This is a genomic window from Paenibacillus pinihumi DSM 23905 = JCM 16419 (genome assembly GCF_000422505.1).
Classification (GTDB): Bacteria; Bacillota; Bacilli; order Paenibacillales; family Paenibacillaceae; genus Paenibacillus_D; species Paenibacillus_D pinihumi.
The window spans coordinates 63,929-81,698 of record NZ_KE383871.1; the positions used below are offsets into that span (position 1 = coordinate 63,929).

6 protein-coding genes are annotated in these 17,770 nt (G+C 44.6%); 1 reads left to right on the forward strand and 5 read right to left on the reverse strand.

Going from position 1 to position 17,770, the window contains the following annotated elements; genetic code table 11:
- Window positions 1-35 precede the first annotated feature (35 nt).
- Entirely contained in the window at window positions 36-782 is a 747-nt protein-coding gene (locus tag H583_RS0131380) for a GNAT family N-acetyltransferase (RefSeq protein ID WP_245586047.1), read from the forward strand.
- A 617-nt stretch (window positions 783-1,399) separates the two neighbouring features.
- Here H583_RS0131380 and H583_RS0131390 read toward each other — a convergent pair.
- From H583_RS0131390 to H583_RS0131410, 5 genes are all read right to left on the reverse strand, one after another.
- Window positions 1,400-2,467 carry a hypothetical protein gene (locus H583_RS0131390; RefSeq protein ID WP_028563935.1) on the reverse strand — a complete coding sequence of 356 codons (1,068 nt, stop codon included), beginning with the start codon at window positions 2,465-2,467 and terminating at the stop codon, window positions 1,400-1,402.
- Window positions 2,454-3,863: a hypothetical protein gene (locus H583_RS0131395; RefSeq protein ID WP_154666044.1), complete on the reverse strand. Its 1,410-nt coding sequence runs from the start codon at window positions 3,861-3,863 to the stop codon at window positions 2,454-2,456. Before H583_RS0131395 ends, H583_RS0131390 begins: the two co-directional genes overlap by 14 nt.
- A gap of 58 nt (window positions 3,864-3,921) precedes the next feature.
- Window positions 3,922-4,692 (reverse strand): ABC transporter ATP-binding protein, encoded by a 771-nt coding sequence (locus tag H583_RS0131400; protein ID WP_245586048.1) that lies wholly within the window; start codon window positions 4,690-4,692, stop codon window positions 3,922-3,924.
- A 183-nt stretch (window positions 4,693-4,875) separates the two neighbouring features.
- A complete protein-coding gene (locus H583_RS35010; protein ID WP_051237302.1) occupies window positions 4,876-15,534 on the reverse strand; it encodes a non-ribosomal peptide synthetase in 10,659 nt (3,552 codons plus the stop codon).
- Between the two features lie 101 nt (window positions 15,535-15,635).
- Window positions 15,636-17,770, reverse strand: a 2,135-nt coding sequence (locus H583_RS0131410) for a condensation domain-containing protein (protein WP_028563938.1), incomplete at its 5' end; no start/stop codon positions are given.

Consider the following 17,770-nt stretch of genomic DNA (forward strand, 5'->3'; position numbering starts at 1 on the left):
TGTATTATTATTCATTAATTGAAGGAGGGATTACAGTGGACAGCAAGCTTATCGAAGAACTATCATTGAACAACTGGCCAACACTAACTACGTTATTTTATGACGGGTGGATGCTGCGATTTGCTAATGGATACACTTTTCGATCCAACTCGGTTAGCAGCATTTATGAATCAAGCATTGATACAGAACAGAAAATAAACTATTGCGAACAATTGTACACAAAACAACGCCAGCATACTGTATTTAAAATCACCCCCCATATGCACCCTGAAAATCTGGATCAGATACTGGAGCAGAAAGGCTACTCGATCATGAATATGGCTAATGTGCATACTCTCAAGCTGAACAGCATCAAACAACCTAAACTTGCATCTTGCCAAATCATTGAAGAGCCTGATGCAGAGTGGATTGAGAACTTTAGCCGGCTTAGCGGGGTGGAGTCTCCTAATAAAAAAACGATGCTGCAGCTTTTGTCCAATATCAGAACTAAAGCTGGATATATATCCTTCTATTATGAGGGACGGGCACTCGCATGCGGACTTGGGGTTATTGAGAGAGATTACATAGGCCTTTATGACATTGTCACAGATAAAAATTTTCGAAATCAAGGCATTGCTGAACAGATGATACTGAATTTGCTTCATTGGGGAAAAGATAACGGGGCTGCGTATAGCTATTTAGCTGTGCTATCCGATAATTTGCCTGCACTACGCCTTTACTCTAAGCTTGGATATAAAGAAATTTATAAATATTGGTATCGTGTTAAAGAGTATGCAGATTGATTTTCGAGACATTATTTTGCAATCTGAACCAATCAGTGCTTGATCTACAAATCGGTGAATAAAGCATTCTGCTATACTGATGAGGATGGTCATAACCAATGGGTCAACCCGGCAATGAGAGAAACAGATGCTCATATATCACATAATCAAAAAAAACCGCCTATCGAGAAAGGCGGTTTTTTCATCCAAATCAATATGAATATTTACATCTCCTCCCTTGCCCCTGGCTATAATCGATGACCTCAGCTTCTTGTAAAGGGCTCCGGCTTTCTTGTATTTTTGCTTAATTGCTTCGCGGCAGCATCCGGGAAGCTGTTCACCCAGAGCCAATGCAGCTCTGACAGGCCAATATTAGACGGAGCCGGTATTCCAACGCATTCGAGAGAGAGAAGCTTTCCTTTATCCTTCAGCCACAATTTGCAGTTGCCCGGTCATCGTCTCCGTAAGATTACCCGGCTCTAGTCCGAGATTCAGACCCAGTTCGGAGCAATTTGCGAGCTGCTACAGAAGTTCTGTATCAATCATGCTCCTGAACACTGTCAACCACACTAACTAAACACTTGATGCTGCCCTGCCATACACACATGTCCGTGAGAATAAAAAACAAATTATTTACTCTAGGCTTCGGTCTGCATTTTGGAGTCAATAGCTTGATAAAAAGCTTTTGGATCATCAATCTTAAGTAAAATTTTCGTAATTTTTTCTCTGCCGCCCAGCATATACGTCATCCAGAGGGATTCTTTCAAAATCACCTCGTATTGCGGGGAATCCAAGCCGAGTACACAATTGAACACGCCCTTCTCCTTACTGACATCATTGAATTTTTTTGCATTTTGAATGGATTCAATTTGATCCGGGCTGAATTCTGCCTGCAAGTAAAAACCCAACCGCAGTACAATTCTTTGATCGTCCACAATGTGCGGCTCATAACGGCATGAATTGTAGAAAGCGATGAATTGAAGCAGTAAATATACGGTCGAAATCGTGATGATCCAAGCCAGTGTTTTACTGAACATTCCGATCAGGAAATGAAGCACCCCCACATCGAATAGCAGCATCCCGCACCCAAAAAAAATCAGTACTTTAATCATGGAATCTTTATGGTAGGCGAATGAAATCTCTTTATTTATTACAGGAGGCTTAAACCATACATATAGACAGTAGTACCACATTCGAATCTCTGAAAAAGCGATCCGCCTGATCCAACCTTGACCAAATAACGGAGTGAGGCTATCTTGAATGCGTGTTATCGTTTCCTTGGATACGTCTGTCTGCATATACTCTCGTCTGACAAGAACAAGCTTGTATGTGATAAACACAACAAAACTCAACAGAATAACCGGACCCGCCCATAACACAATATCGGTATACAACTCCGGCTTGGGGGACGGCATAATCAGAACTGCAAAGATAAACGAAGCGAAAGTCATGATGTAAAAGAAAAGAAATGGCGCCAATGTCAATAAAGCGATGAACATACTGCATACAGGAATGACAATAACCAAACCGATGGTCACAAGGGTTATATGATTGGTCAGTATGTCCTCATCTCTGGCCAGAAGGTAATAACTCCCAACATAAATAACAAACGTGATCAAAAACATACAAAATTGCAGCGTTTTCTGCATTCCACGAGCTTCCGCCCTGCTTCCTTCATTCTGGCCATATTTGTTATCGATATTCACTGGAACGCACTCCTAACGGGATCATGGCTAAACAAGGCAAAAATAACAGGATTGAAAACGCCACATGCAATTCAAATGCATATAATGTGGTCGCAAGCAGACCATAAACCAACCCTGTAAAGCTCGATAATATCGGAATAGCGGTCTGCGGCACTTGTTCAAGCATGCCATCTGAATCTTCTTCCTTGCCAATAATCATGATCCCCTGACCGCCTTTTCGGTCAAGGGTTGCAATGCCCAACTGAAGCAAAATGGCTCCTAACGAAGCGAAAGCGCACCATATTAAAGTGGTCGTAATTGTGGTAATATCAATTCGCAGCAGCAGACCGAGTACAGGATACCCGATCATGACAGGAATGAAGACCAATAAAAGGGATGTTAAACATTTGGCCATGAAGATATGCTGACCCTTTGTTCCTGTCACAAAATAAAGCAAATAATTCTGCTTCTCCTGCTGATAAAGAGAAGAGACAATCTCGCCAAACGCCAAAAACGTAAAAACAATTACAAAGCCAAATACATAAAATGGTTTATTCTGCTCTGTGAGAAAAGAATCAAGCACCTTCATATTCACCAACACTGCAGCAACACCCATGCCGATGATCCATATAGCAATTCTTGCCTTGGTGACTGAGTTTTTCAAAATTAGAATCCAATCCTTGATCATTACAGCGTTGCGGGGATGCGAAATAAGATGCGATATACCACTGTCTTTATCAAGAACCACCTTTTCATTTTCTACAGACTGAAGCCAGCTTTCATAATAAAGCTCCCCCATTTTTTTCGTCAATAAAAGCAGTATAATGATTCCGACCCCGCTAATGCCGGCGATGACAAACATTGTCCTTTCAAACTGATTCCAGAAATCGGCCGAAACTGCATCCAGCGATGTCAGGACCCATATAATAAATCCAAATAATGCTAGAAAACCGAAGGTTGCAATGCCAACAAATGCTTTAACGATACTCGGCATATAGTACATCGTAAGAATCATTAAATATCGGCTTACTAAATCAACCGTCATTTCTGCGACAAAACCAATGATGAACAACAAAAGTCCGGTCATGATTTTATCAGGGATACTTAATCCACTTGTCAATGGGATTGTAAGGATTACCGCCGCCCACACATACAATGGAGCCCTGGACAGCCATTGCCCTATAATGATTTGCAAATTGGAAATACCTGAGGAATGGAAAAACATCAGATTTTTTTGCAAATACATTTGTGAAGGGAGATCATTAAGTCCGCGTAATAAGCCTACAAGGAGGCTTTCGGCCACAATAAACATGACCTTTTTAGACAGATTGGCTTCCAAAAAAATAGCACCAAACTTCTCCGAAAAATAGATTGGGACAGCCAAACCGAGCAGAATGAACCAAACAAGCAATTTCATCCTGCTATGATAGAAATATTGATTTAAGAAAGGCCGGTTATAATAATAAATCATTGCTTTAATTGGCGAGGGTATCAGTTTGTCCACCCCTTTCGATTAAAGACAGGAAGATTTCTTCCAGTTTGCTATCTGAAGCCATGCCGCGTTTTTGGCGCAATTCCTCCAGTGTCCCTATAGCTTGAATCTTTCCGGCGTCCAATATCGCGATTCTGTCCGCCATTTCCTCTACGACATCGAGTATATGTGTGGTTAAAAACACGGTGACACCATTTTCCTTGGCTGCTTTATGAATTTGATTTTTGACCTCTCTCGCAGCCTTGGGATCCAGTCCGTTCGTAACTTCATCTAAAAATAATATCTCCGGGTTATGAATAAGACCACAGGCTATCGCTGTTTTGCGTTTCATGCCGAGTGAGTAAGCCTTGATTAATTTATCGGCGCTGTCCAATAAGTCAAATTGACCTAACAATGCCTCTGTTCGCTTATGTATGTCCTCCCTTCCAAGCCCGTATAACCCTCCAACAAACCGCAGCATTTCCCTGGCTGTTAAACCTTCGTGGAGCAGGGGAACATCAGGAACATAGCCTGTTATCTGTCTAATTTCCTTGTCTTTCCACATATCAACGCCCTTAATCCGTATAGTTCCTGATGAAGGCTTCAGTTGGCCCGTCATCATTTTCATGGTCGTGGTTTTTCCTGCACCATTACTCCCGAGAAAGGCAAAAATCTCTCCCGTTGGAACGGAAATCGTCAGGTTGTCAACTGCCCGTTGCTTATCAAACAAGCGGGTAAGATTGTCTAATTCGATCATATTTGGAGCAGCACTCATCTATCGTCACTTTCCTTTCACAACCGCTAGATTCAGGCAAGGATCATTCGAAAAAGAAAGAAGATCCTTGCGGCTATAGAGTTAAATGGATGGCAAGGATCTTGAATTTAGGTGACATATCCAAAAATAAGGTGATTATATTATACATCATTTTAAATAATGTGTAAAATTGTAAATAAACCTTTAAATTAAGCTATCTTGAAGAAGATTCTTTTTATACATATAATTAACCAGCCTTTTAATATAGTTAGTATCTGCCTCAGGGTATTCAAATCCGAGCTGGCCTAAATAATGCAGGGTTAGAGGCGCACTCACTTCAATATTAATTTGCTGCTCATTAGCATCTGCCTCCAGCTTGTCCGCCATAAATCCGCTCAGCAACTCATTTCTGCTTTCATCCTTCATAATCTCCTCCACATGCTGTGCAGCCTCAGCCCCGCTCAACCGTTTCATTGGATACCCGGCCTCCTGAACCGCATGGCTGATCAATTCGTAAGTCGCCAGACGCGGGTTGAAAATATGGAAAACCCGCCCAGAAGCTTCTTTCGTACTTGCTATTTGAACAATAGCTCTGGAACAGCTGTCTACCGGGGTGAATTCCTCCGTCTGCTCTAGCATTTCGGGTACAACCACACCAATTTGAATAAAGGATTTCAGCCGGTTGTAGAACATATTTTCATCCATATTCTCCTGGAATGCCCCGTCCGAATAACGGCCGGTCAAATTACCGACCCGATACACAGTAGCTTGCAGCCCATTCTCCATCTCTTCATAAATCATGCCTTCTGCTTCAAACTTACTTCTTATATACAAGTTATCGCAATAATTTTGCCCAATATAGAAGCTGTTCTCCGTAAAGCTGCTGGAATCAAGCTGCTCTGCACTTATCGACCCGGCTACACTCGTTGTGGATACATGATGCAGTGGTATTGCATAGTCCATGCAAAATTCAACCACTTGCTTCGTTCCCTGTACATTAGCGCGGTAAAAATCTTCATAATAGCCATAATGTTTGACGAGCGCCGCTGCATGAATCACACTGTCCACACGTTGTCCCAACAGGTTAAAGACATTTGGATGTAATCCAAAATATTTATTTGTCACATCACCGTTATAGACTTGAATTCTTGCCTGCCAGTCGTTCCATTGCCGGCTAGAAGCGTGTGGGAAATAAAACTGCATTTTCTTCAGGAGACGCCGCTGCGCCGAGCGCGGATCATCTCCTCTGATGATACAATTAATCTCAGCTTCAGTATGAACGAGCAGTTCATAAAGAAGATGGATACCAAGAAAGCCCGTTGCTCCTGTAAGCAGTACATGATCCATCCCGGTATGCTTGCCGGTAAGTACAACCTTCTCTTGGGCCGGGCACTGCACCCATTCCGTTCTCGAACTGGCCGCGTCTTCTTCCGGCTGTATTTCCACAGTCAGAGTCCCGTCAATCTTTCCCGCCAATTGTTCAATAGTCTTATAGATGTAAAAATCTTTTATGGTGAGATTCCAGTTCAGCACATAGGTTTTGGCCAGAATTTTCAAAATGACCAGCGAATGCCCGCCCAGCTCAAAGAAATTATCAGTCATGCTGATCTGAGATTGGGGTACCCCAATTACCTCAGCGAAGAGCACAACCAATTTCTTCTCCGTATCTGTTCTTGGTCCTACATAATCCGAGTTTCTATAGACAAGCCCTGAAGGCAGCGGCAACGCCTTTCGGTCCACTTTGCCGTTTGGTGTCAGAGGGAACGTATCCAGTTTGATGAAGTAGGACGGAATCATATAATGAGGCAAATGACTCTCCAGAATTGAACGGTATTCGGAAGTTGTCATGTCCTTGTCGGACCTTACATAAGCGCACAATTGTTTAATTCCGTTCAGCACGTTGACCATAACGATGGCTTCATAGATTGCTTCATGGGTTAGAAGTCTGCTCTCCACTTCCCCGATTTCAATTCGGAATCCCCGAAGCTTGACCTGATTGTCCATCCTACCGAGAAATTCCAGCTTCCCATTACTGGTCCAGCGCGCAAGGTCCCCTGTCCGATATAATCGTTCACCCGGCACAAATGGATTTTCCATGAACTTGCTTGCTGTCATTTCGGGTTGATTGAGATAGCCTTCGGCGACGCTGGCCCCCGCAATGCACAGCTCGCCGGGTACTCCAATCGGCTGCAATTGGTACGATGCATTAAGGATGTAGGCATGAACATTGCCAAATGGTGTACCTAAGAGAATTGTGTCTTCATTCAACGCACAAGGATGATGCAGAACATCTACCGTTGTTTCCGTCGGACCATAATGATTAAACAAACGATAACCCTTGCTGACCACCTGGTTTACAAGCGAAGCTTCCAGCTTATCCCCGCCGGAAATCAATACCCTCAAACTCTCCATCTTAGGCGTATGGGCAACCAGCTCTTGCAAGGATACAGGTACAAATTGACACATCTGAATTTGATGTTTATTGACAAATTGATAAAAGGCTTGCCGGTCCAAAATCGTTTCCTGATCCGGAATGAATAATGTGCCTCCATGGAGGAAGGTTACTAATGTTTCCAGAACAGAAACATCGAAGGATATATTCGTCATCTGAATGACATTGTTATTTTCTGTAAAGTTATAGTTGTTGTGAAACCATTGCGCCAGATTCACGACACTGTTTTGTCTGATGACAACACCCTTTGGCTGGCCCGTGGAGCCGGATGTATAAATTACATAGGCCCGGTCCGCTGCAGACAGCCCTTCGATTTGTAAATTGGCTGAATCTCCTTGATCGTTCATTGAATCATCCAAAATTACAATATGATCTACATCCGGCGCTTGAGCCAGGTGCCGCTCATTGACCAGGAGCAGACTGGCCTTGCTGTCATCAAAAATATAGGCAATCCGGTCGGATGGAATGCTTGGATCGACAGGGATATACGCGGCACCAATCTTCAGTACGGCCAACACTCCAATGATATATTCGACAGAGCGTTCTGCCATAATTCCGACAAACATCCCCTTGCAAGCCCCTTTGGAAAGAAGCCGCCTGGCCATCTGATTTGCCTTGGCATTAATATGGGCGTAGCTGTAACTCTGGTCTCTCCAGACCATCATCGGATGATTCGGTGTTCTCGCAACCTGCTGCTCAAAGCTTTGTGCAATCGTAAGATCTGATGCAAAGCTCATCGCTGTATCATTAAAATCCAAGAGAATCTGCTGCTTCTCTGAAGGGGTAATGACTTCCAATTCAATGATCTTCGCTTCTGGCTTAGTTGCTATTTGTTTGACAATCTGAATAAAATGATTCGCCATACGCTCGATCGTTGATTTCCGGAATAAGCTTGTGCTATACTCCAGAACCAACTGTAAATTGCTTGGCTCCTCAATAATATCCAAAGACAGGTCGAATTTAGAAACATTCAAATCAATCTCATTCTCTGCCTTCCCTCCCGGTGTCGGCCACTCACTCATTGGCTCTGCCGTGTCAGCCGTGTCAATGGTAAGCATGCTCATCATAACGTCAAATACAGGATGACGGCTCAAATCACGCTGAACATTTAATCGATCTACCAATTCCTCAAACGGATAATCCTGATTTTCTTGCGCCAACAGAATCCGTTCCTGCACTTCTTTCAAAAACGCACGGAGGCTTTTGTCGCCTGCAGGATAATTTCGAATAGGGAGCGTTTTCACAAACATTCCTATCAGCTGTTCTAAATCACTATGCGGCCGGCCGGCAAAGACAGTTCCGATCACATTATCCTCTTGGGCGGTGTACTTGGACAGGAGAATACTAAAAGCAGCAAAAAGTGTCGTATAGAGGGTAACCTCGTTGGTCCTGGAAAGATTTCTAAGCTCCTGGGTCAGCTGTTCACCGAGTTCAAAGGATACCTTGCTTCCTTCAAACTGTTGAATAGTAGGCCGTGGATAATCTGTGTGTAAATCCAGTACGGGAATCTCTCCATCGAATTCCTTCAGCCAATATTGCTCCTGACTTAGCATGCTTTCATCCCGAAGCACCTGTTGTTGCCATACTGCATAATCTTTATACTGAATTCTTAAAGGGGGCAATTCATGGCCTTCATACAGATGCAGCAGCTCTTGCATAAAGATGGACATCGATACTGCGTCCGATATGATGTGGTGTATATCATACAAAAATAACGTTCGGCCATCGGTTGTCTTAATCAAGGCAAATCTGATCAAAGGCGCTTGAGCAAAATCAAACGGCCGGACAAATGCCATTACCAGGTCTTGAACAGGAACGGAGCCTGCCTCAATGATATCGAGTTCCAGGTTCGCCTTTGAATGAATGAATTGTACAAGCTCGCCATCAGCGATTTTAAATGACGTTCTTAATGATTCATGGCGCTCTATCATGTGCTCCAAAGCTCGCCTGAAGCGCGGAATATCCAAATCTTCGGAGAACTCCTCTATGACCGGCATGTTATAACCTATATCATCCGCTTCGACTTGAGCAACCAGGTATATTCGCTTCTGTGCCGACGATACCGGGTAAAAGGCTCTCTCTTCGGAAACCGGGATTGATGCATACATATTTTGCAGATCATGTTCCAAAATATAGCTGGCCAGCTCTTTAATTGTATGTTTTTGAAAGATTACTCTTAATGGGACTTCAATCTGCACTTCCTTTTGTATCCGGGATAACATGGCTGTCGCTTTAAGAGAATGCCCGCCTAACTCAAAGAAGCTATTGTTTATGCCAACCTGCTGAGCGCCGAGCACTTCCTTCCAGATCTCCTCCAATTGCTTTTCCAGCTTTGTTTGCGGCGCTTCATATGCCTTCCCTGTATCGATCAGCCCGCTTGGTCTGGGAAGCAAACTCATATCTATTTTGCCGCTGGCTGTTAACGTAAACTGCTCGACTTCAATGACATTAGCCGGAAGCATATAATCTGGCAAGGTTCTGGAAAGATGCTCCCGCAAGTCGGACAAACTCCATGGCCGATCGGAAATGACATATGCCGCCAAGTAAGCATCTCCATTCGAATCAGTATGGGATAAGACAACGGCGTTATTAATCGCCGGGTGCTTCAGCATTTGCTCTCTAATCTCTCCCAGTTCGATACGATAACCACGGATTTTCACCTGATGATCCAGCCTGCCCATGTATTCAATGCTGCCGTCCGGCAGCCATCTGGCCAAATCCCCGGTTCGATACACACGATGTCCGGGCTTAAGGGGATGATTGACAAACTTTTCTGCAGTCAGCTCAGGGCGGTTCAAGTAACCGCGTGCCACCCCTTCCCCCGCGATGTATAATTCTCCCGGTATACCAGTTGCCTGCAAATGTCCCTCGTCATTCATTATATAGACCTGAACATTTGGAAGCGGTTTGCCGATGGGAATGATGGCATCCTCTCTGCCAATCGAGTGCTTTGTTGCATAAATAGTCGCTTCGGTCGGCCCATATATGTTTTCAAGTCTTACATTACCGGACAGCTTTCTGTACAGCTTCTGCACCAATTCCTTGGGCAACGCTTCACCGGCAATCAAGATATACCTCAGCGAATTCATTTTCTCAAGGCTCTGCTCTCCTGATACAAATATCTGCAGCATCGATGGCACAAAATTAATATGGGTAATGCATTCTCTTGCAATTGTATTCATGATCTCTTCCGGGTCCTTCTCATCCCCCGGCGGCAATATAACCGCTGCACCGCCTCCCGGAATCCAGCCAAACAGTTCCGTTACCGAGACATCAAAAGTGTAATTCGTTTTTAGCAGATAGCGGTCATTTTCCAGCAACGGGTAATGCTGCTGCAAACCAAACAAAATGTTTACTACACTCGATTGTTCAACCATGACCCCTTTTGGTTTGCCGGTAGAACCTGAAGTGTAAATCACGTAGGCCAAGTCTTTGGGACTGCCCATCGGAAGTTCAAGTTTATTAAGTCCAGAATCATTTGTTTCCGTAGGAAAAGACAGCTGGTCAGCAAGGTCGAGAATCTCTCCGTCAAACCACAGTCCAGCGGGCATAGGCCCTAAAGTGAGCAGCAGCTTTGCTCCGCTGTCTTTCAGCATGTACTGGCTCCGTTCAGGAGGACTGGCCGGATCAATCGGCAAATAGGCGCCCCCTGCTTTCAAAATCCCCAAAATCCCTACTATCATCTCGATCGAGCGATCGGCCATAATCGCTACGAGGCTCTCAGCCCGAACATTTTTACCACGCAATAAGCGTGCCAGCCGGGTAGCTCTCTGATTGAGCTGACTATAGGAAAGTTCCTGATTTCCCATAATGAGCGCAATCCGCTCAGGCGTTCTATTAACTTGCTCCTCAAATATGGATTGAATTGTCTTGTCTTTTTGGTACTCCGTATGGGTGTTATTGTATTCAAACACAATCGCATCTCTTTCAACATGTGTGAGCAACTCAATTTCTGAAATTTTTGTGTGCTTGTTCCCAACCATTTCGTTTATTATTTCGCATAGATGTTCAGACATCCGTTTGACGGTTTCTTCTTTAAACAACTTCGTGCAGTATTCCAGACTAAATAAAACCTCCTCATCCGCTTCTACAGCGGTGAGCGTCAAATCGAATTTGGATACGTTATAGTCAAAGGAATAGGGAGTAATCAGAAGTCCCTCATTCTGTCCTATAGCCGCTTCCTCCGGCGGCTGCTCAACCGTTTGGACGATAAACATCGTATCAAACAATGGATTCCGGCTTAAATCTCTACGAACATCAAGCTTCTCAATTAATTCCTCGTACGGGTATTCCTGATTTTCAAATGCTCTTAAACAGTTCTCTTTCACAGATTGAAGCAATTGTTGAATGCTGTCTTCCCGCTTAGGCTGATTTCGCATCATTAATGTATTTACGAACATGCCTGCAATCATTTCCAGATCAGCATGCTGCCTCCCCGCTGACACGGTCCCTACAATAATATCTTCCTGATTGCTGTATTTCGACAGCAGGATATTGTAAGCTGCCAACAAGGTCATATACAGTGTCGTTCCTTCTTCCCGCATTAAACCTCTCAGCTTTTCCGTGACAACCGGATCCAGACCAAATTCAATGACTTTCCCGTCAAATTGCTGAACCGCTGGTCTTGGATAATCAACAGGCAGATTCAATACGGGGAGCTCTCCGCCGAGCTTCTCCAACCAGTAACGTTCCTGTTCGACGAACATTTCCGATTGCAACCACCCGCTCTGCCACGCCGCATAATCCTTGTATTGAATGCGCAGGTCAGGCAGTTCGCCTCCTCTGTCCTCGTACAGACATAACCAGTCATGGTTCAAAATATCAATCGTCATTCCATCAGAAATAATATGATGCATATCAACCAGTACAATATGCTCCAGCTCATTGTGTCGGATAATTCCTACACGCAGCAGGGGGGCCTGGCTAAGATCGAAAGGTTGAATAAATCCTTCGATCCGTTCTTGTTCATCTGCATCTGCCGTCAAAAAATCAACAACCAGTTCTGATGCTTGATGAACCCGCTGTTTGAGTTCCCCATCTACCATGACAAAGCTGGTTCGTAAAGCTTCATGTCGCTGAACAAGAGCTTGAAAGCTGGCCTGTACAAGCACAGGATCGAGCTTCCCTTTCACCCTCATAATATTAGGCATGTTGTAATGAATTCCGGCGCTGTCTAATTGGCTAACCACATACATTCTTCGCTGCGCGGAAGAAACCGGATAAAACTCTCTAATTTCTGCAGTGGGAATATCTTCAAACGACTTGTTGCCTGTGCTTTGAAGAAACTTCGCCATTTTTTCTATTGTAGGTTTTTGAAACACTTCCCTAAGAGGTAGCTCCACCCCCATATGCTTGTGGATCCGGGAAGTCAACACCGTTGCTTTTAAGGAGTGGCCTCCCAGGACAAAAAAATGATCTTTAATTCCGATTCCTTTTTTATTCAATACCTCTTCCCAAATCGATACAAGCTTTTCCTCCATTTCGTTTCGTGCTGCAACATATTCCGTCCCTGTTTCTATGTGGCCTTCCGGTTCTGGCAGCGCTTTTGTGTCCACCTTGCCATTGGGTGTCAACGGCAAAGTCTCTAAGCCAATGAAATAGTTTGGCAGCATATACTCCGGCAAATACTGCTCCAAATAGCCGCGAAGCTCTGTTGCGCTCCAGGCTGCCCTCGGTACAACATATGCGCAGATGTAAGAGGTCTGATCCGCTTCCTGACGCACCGTAACTATAGCGCTCTCAACTGCGGGATGCTTCAGAAGTTGTGTCGTAATTTCACTAAGCTCAATCCGATATCCCCGAATCTTGATTTGCGTATCTTCCCTGCCGATAAACTGAATATTCCCACTTGGCAGCCAACGAGCATAATCGCCTGTCAGGTACAGTGCTTCTCCCGGAGCAAACGGATTGGCAATAAACTTTTCTTGGGTTAATTCCGCTTTGTTCCAGTAGCCGCGTGCTATGCCTGCTCCGCCGATACATAACTCACCAGCAATTCCTACTGGCATTAATTGCAGATGGGAATTGACGATATACATTTTCACATTCGGCAGCGGCTTTCCGATCGGCACATGCCCCTTCTCGTTCAATAGCGGGCTGACGGGTTCGAAATAGCTGGAATCGATGCAAGCTTCGGTTACACCATAGCTGTTAATAATTCGCAGGCTGTGCCCGAAACGTTGCAGCAGCTTTTCAAAGTCTGCAGCGGAGCAACTGTCAGAGCCCAAGATCAGCAGCTCCAATGTTGAAATGCTTTTCTTCTGTTCAAATACATAGTGCATCAAAGGAAGAATAAGAGCAGGTGTAGATTCGAAAATATGAATTTCGTGATTTACGATCAAGTCATATATGTCTGGAGGAGACAGCTTCACCTCATTCGGACATATCACCAGTTTCCCGCCATTAAGAATGGTCCTCGCGAGATCGCCCACAAATACGTCAAACGAAAAGCTCGCCAATTGAAGCAGATTCATCTGTTTCTTATGTAATCCGTATTCCTCACGCCATGCATATGCGGCGTTTATGAGACTGCGGTGCTCAATCATTACCCCCTTCGGAGTACCCGTTGTGCCTGATGTATAGATGACATATGCCAAATTGCATGCATGGATGCCGTTGTCCAGATTTGAAAGATCTTCCCTCCTAATATCCGGATGATCGACACAGACTGTATAGTTGTGGAAAGAACCCTCTCTTGAGATTGCCTGATTCGTGACTAATACGGCAGCACGGCTGTCATTCAATATATATTGAATTCGATCTTCCGGATAATCGGGATCAATTGGAACATACGCACCCCCTGCTTTTAATACCCCCATTACAGAAATGACCATTTCAATCGAACGGTCAATCATAATGCCGACAATGGTATCAGCCTGCACGCCTTTTTTCCGCAAATATCTTGCCAATTGATTAGAGCGCTCATTTAATTGACGATAAGTTAATTGCTCCTCCTTAAAAATAACCGCCGTTTGATCCGCAAATCGTTCGGCTTGCTCTTCAAACAACCGGGGAATGGTTTGCTCCAGATCATAATTTTTCGCGGTCGCATTAAATTCATTCAAAATCTGCTGTTTTTCGGATGCGGTAATCAAATCAATATGATCCAAGCGAATGTGAGGGTCAGCTATAATTTGCTCCGCTAAGTTTTGAAAATGTTTGCCTATTCTCGCTACCCGCTCATGGTTATATTTTCTTGCATTATAATTAAAATTAAATCTCAGCTCGTCCCCCGGAACTATGGTGACATTAAAGTCATAGCTTGTTTGTTCAAACCCCTTAAAGTCTTGTACAGCGTACCCGTCATGATGAGTATTCTCGTTATCCATTTGAGTATCAATCGGATAATTCTGAAAAATCAGTATGTGATCAATCAGTTCCTGCTTTAATGCAGATTCCGCCTGGATATCTGCCAGGGATACATATTGATAATTTTCCGATGACATGAAATGATGCCAAGCTTGGTTGAGCAGTTCGCTAAAAGTTTGATCCGGGTAGGCCTGAATTCTAACAGGAACGGTATTGATGAACAACCCTACCATTTCCTCGACGCCTTCAATATGGGAGGGTCTGCCTGAAACCACGGAACCGAAAACAACATCCTGGCAATTGTTGTAGCGCTGCAGCAAAATCCCCCACAAAACTTGCACGATATTGTTCAAGGTTACTTGATACGACTTCGCTATTTTATTGAGGCCATCGGTTACATGGCGGTTTAAATAAAAATCGTCGATACGCATGTCAAATAATTCAGTTACACCGGTTTCTTGCTGTAAGCCCGCCTGTTCTGCATAGCCTTGCAGATATCTGTTCCAGTAACCCAAAGCCTCCTCCTGATCCTGCTTGACCAGCCACCGAATGAATTGGCTGTAGGGGTACACTTTACCCAGTTGGACCGGCAGATTTTCTTTAAACTGGTGATATACGGTGAAAAGCTCGGTCAGCACCTTGCCTAAGCACCATCCATCCATGATGATATGATGATTGCTGATGATGATGTTATAAGAGTCCGTCCCAAGCTCCAGAATCGTAATGCGAATGAGAATATCCTTGGACAAATCAAAACCGCGGTCCCGGTCCTTTTGCAAGTAATCCTCGACAAATGGCTCTTGCTCGGAAGGCGCAAGACTGGAAATAGATTCACACTGAATTTTGGCTGTACGTTCCTTAAGCACGACCTGCACGGGCTCATCTATACCTTCATATATAAAAATTGTGCGAAAGGAATCATATCTTTGTAATAAATGATTAAAGCTCTTCTCAAGAAAGTACAGTTCCAGCGGTCCCTTGAAATGAAAGACCATTTGTTCAAAATAGGCATTGGATTGCCGGTCTAAAAGATAATGATAGAGCATTCCTTTTTGCATCGGAATGAGCGGAAGCACCAGTTGTATTTCCTTACTCTGCGACATTCATGACACCTCACCCTTTTATTGCTGTGCCCTGAAACCGCAAAGGCAAAATGGCAGCCGTCACGGTTTCAGGGCACGCAAGCTGAGACTTTAGAAGAGATTTATAACGAGATTTGTATTTTCTCCGTAATCGTCTGCAAATCCTCGAACGACAGGTCTTCATGACCCAAATCGCTTGGAGTAGCCTCTGTCTGTTCTTGCTCCACACAATGGGTCAGAATAGCCGTTAAATTTTCTCTATAATTTTGCAAAAGCTTGATGATTTCGACATCACCCAGCTCCTCCGGGTGAAAAGTCATGTGAATCGTCAGCTTGTGGTCCAGCACTAGCCCCGAAACATCAAGTGCGCATTCTCTCGTATTGCCCGAACCGACTGCTGAACCGGATGGAAGACTGGATTGCACGAAAAGCCCTTTATCTATATCTCCATCAAATTGACCCAAATAGTTAAAGCTGATTTCTGGAGACATTACAAAATTGCGATCCTGCTCCTCTTCAAATTCCGTCAAGTACTTTAACACGCCATAACCGATTCCCTTATTCGGAATGCTCCTCAACGTTTCCTTTACCTGTTTGATATGGTAAGCCATATCCTGGGCCCTGCTCAAATTAAGGACTACCGGATACATCGTTGTAAACCAGCCAACAGTCCGCGTAATATCAAGCTCCACGAACATGTCCTCTCTTCCATGCCCCTCCATTAATACCGCGACCCTGTCATGACCTGTGAAGGCTTGAATGGTTGTTCCAAGTGCGGCGATTAGAAGATCATTCGGTTCCGTATTGTAGCTCTGGTGTGCTGATTTGAGCAGCATATCAGTCTCCGCCTCTGTAAACTGGATAGAAATCGTCTGGGTTTTCTCCCAAGTTCGATTCATAATCTCCTGATTTTTGGGCAGAGGAAGCAGCTCTTTTCCCTTCATATTAAGCCAGTATTGTTTTTCTTTGAGCAAAGTGCTGGTGCTCGCATACGAGTGTAAACAATCCGTCCAGGCTTGATAGGAGCTCGTTTTTTCGGGCAGCTGAACCAGTTGGCCGTCCATCACTTGCTGGTAGGCATGTTCAAAATCTTCCAGCACAATTCGCCAGGATACCCCGTCTATCAGAAGGTGATGGATGGCAATGAGCAAGTGATCTCCATCCCTTGTCTTAAATAATCCTAATTTGATTAAAGGTCCCCGGTGAATATCCAGACTGCTTTGCAGTTCATTGGCAGCTGAGAGAATATCAGCTTCCGTACTCATTTCATAGCTCTGCAACGTATATAATTCATCCTGCATCTTCCTGTTAACCTGAATAAACTGCTCATCCTGACGTCTGTAAATTATTCTGAGCGCATCATGCTGGCTCATGATTTTATCAAATGCCGCACGAACCCATTTCGGCTGAAATCCTTCACTTCTGAACAACATCATCGCTTGATTGAAATGATGAATATCCGAAAAGGATGATTCAAAAAACCAATGCTGGACAGGCGACAACTTTATGTCGCCAACTACTTCCGTTTGATCGATTTGATTTTTGACAGGCTTAATATTGGCAGTGAGCAAGCTAATCGTCGGATTCAGATATAAGTCCTTGATTTCCAGCTTGTATCCATATGGCTTCAACTGTGCAGCGATTTGAATTGCTTTGATGGAGTCGCCGCCCAATTCAAAAAAGTTGTCTTCCACCCCGACCTGCTTTATGCCCAGAACCGCTTGCCAGATGCCCGCCAGCACCATTTCCATTTCATTGCCCGGGGCTACATACGCCGCTTCGGTCGCCTGATCCCGATCCGGCTCCGGCAAACGGCGGCTATCGATCTTCCCGCTTGCGTTCAGCGGCAGCTCCGCCAGTTCCACGAAGAACGACGGTACCATATAATGCGGCAAATAGCGGCTTGAATATTGCCGCATTTCACTCTTGCTCCAGCTTGTCCGCGCTACGATATACGCGCACAGGTACGGCTGCCCCTGCTCATCCTGCCTCGCCACCACCGCCGCATCCTTCACTTTCTCATGCTCCTGCAGCCGCGCTGTAATTTCTCCCAGCTCAATCCGGTACCCTTTGATTTTGACCTGGAAATCAATCCGCCCTTCATATTCAATCGTTCCATCTGCCAGCCATCTCGCTAAATCTCCCGTCCGGTACATCCTCTCGCCCGGCTCATACGGATTGGCTGTGAATTTCTCTGCCGTCAGCTCCCGACGGTTCAAGTAACCCCGCGCCAAGCCCGCTCCCGCGATGCACAGCT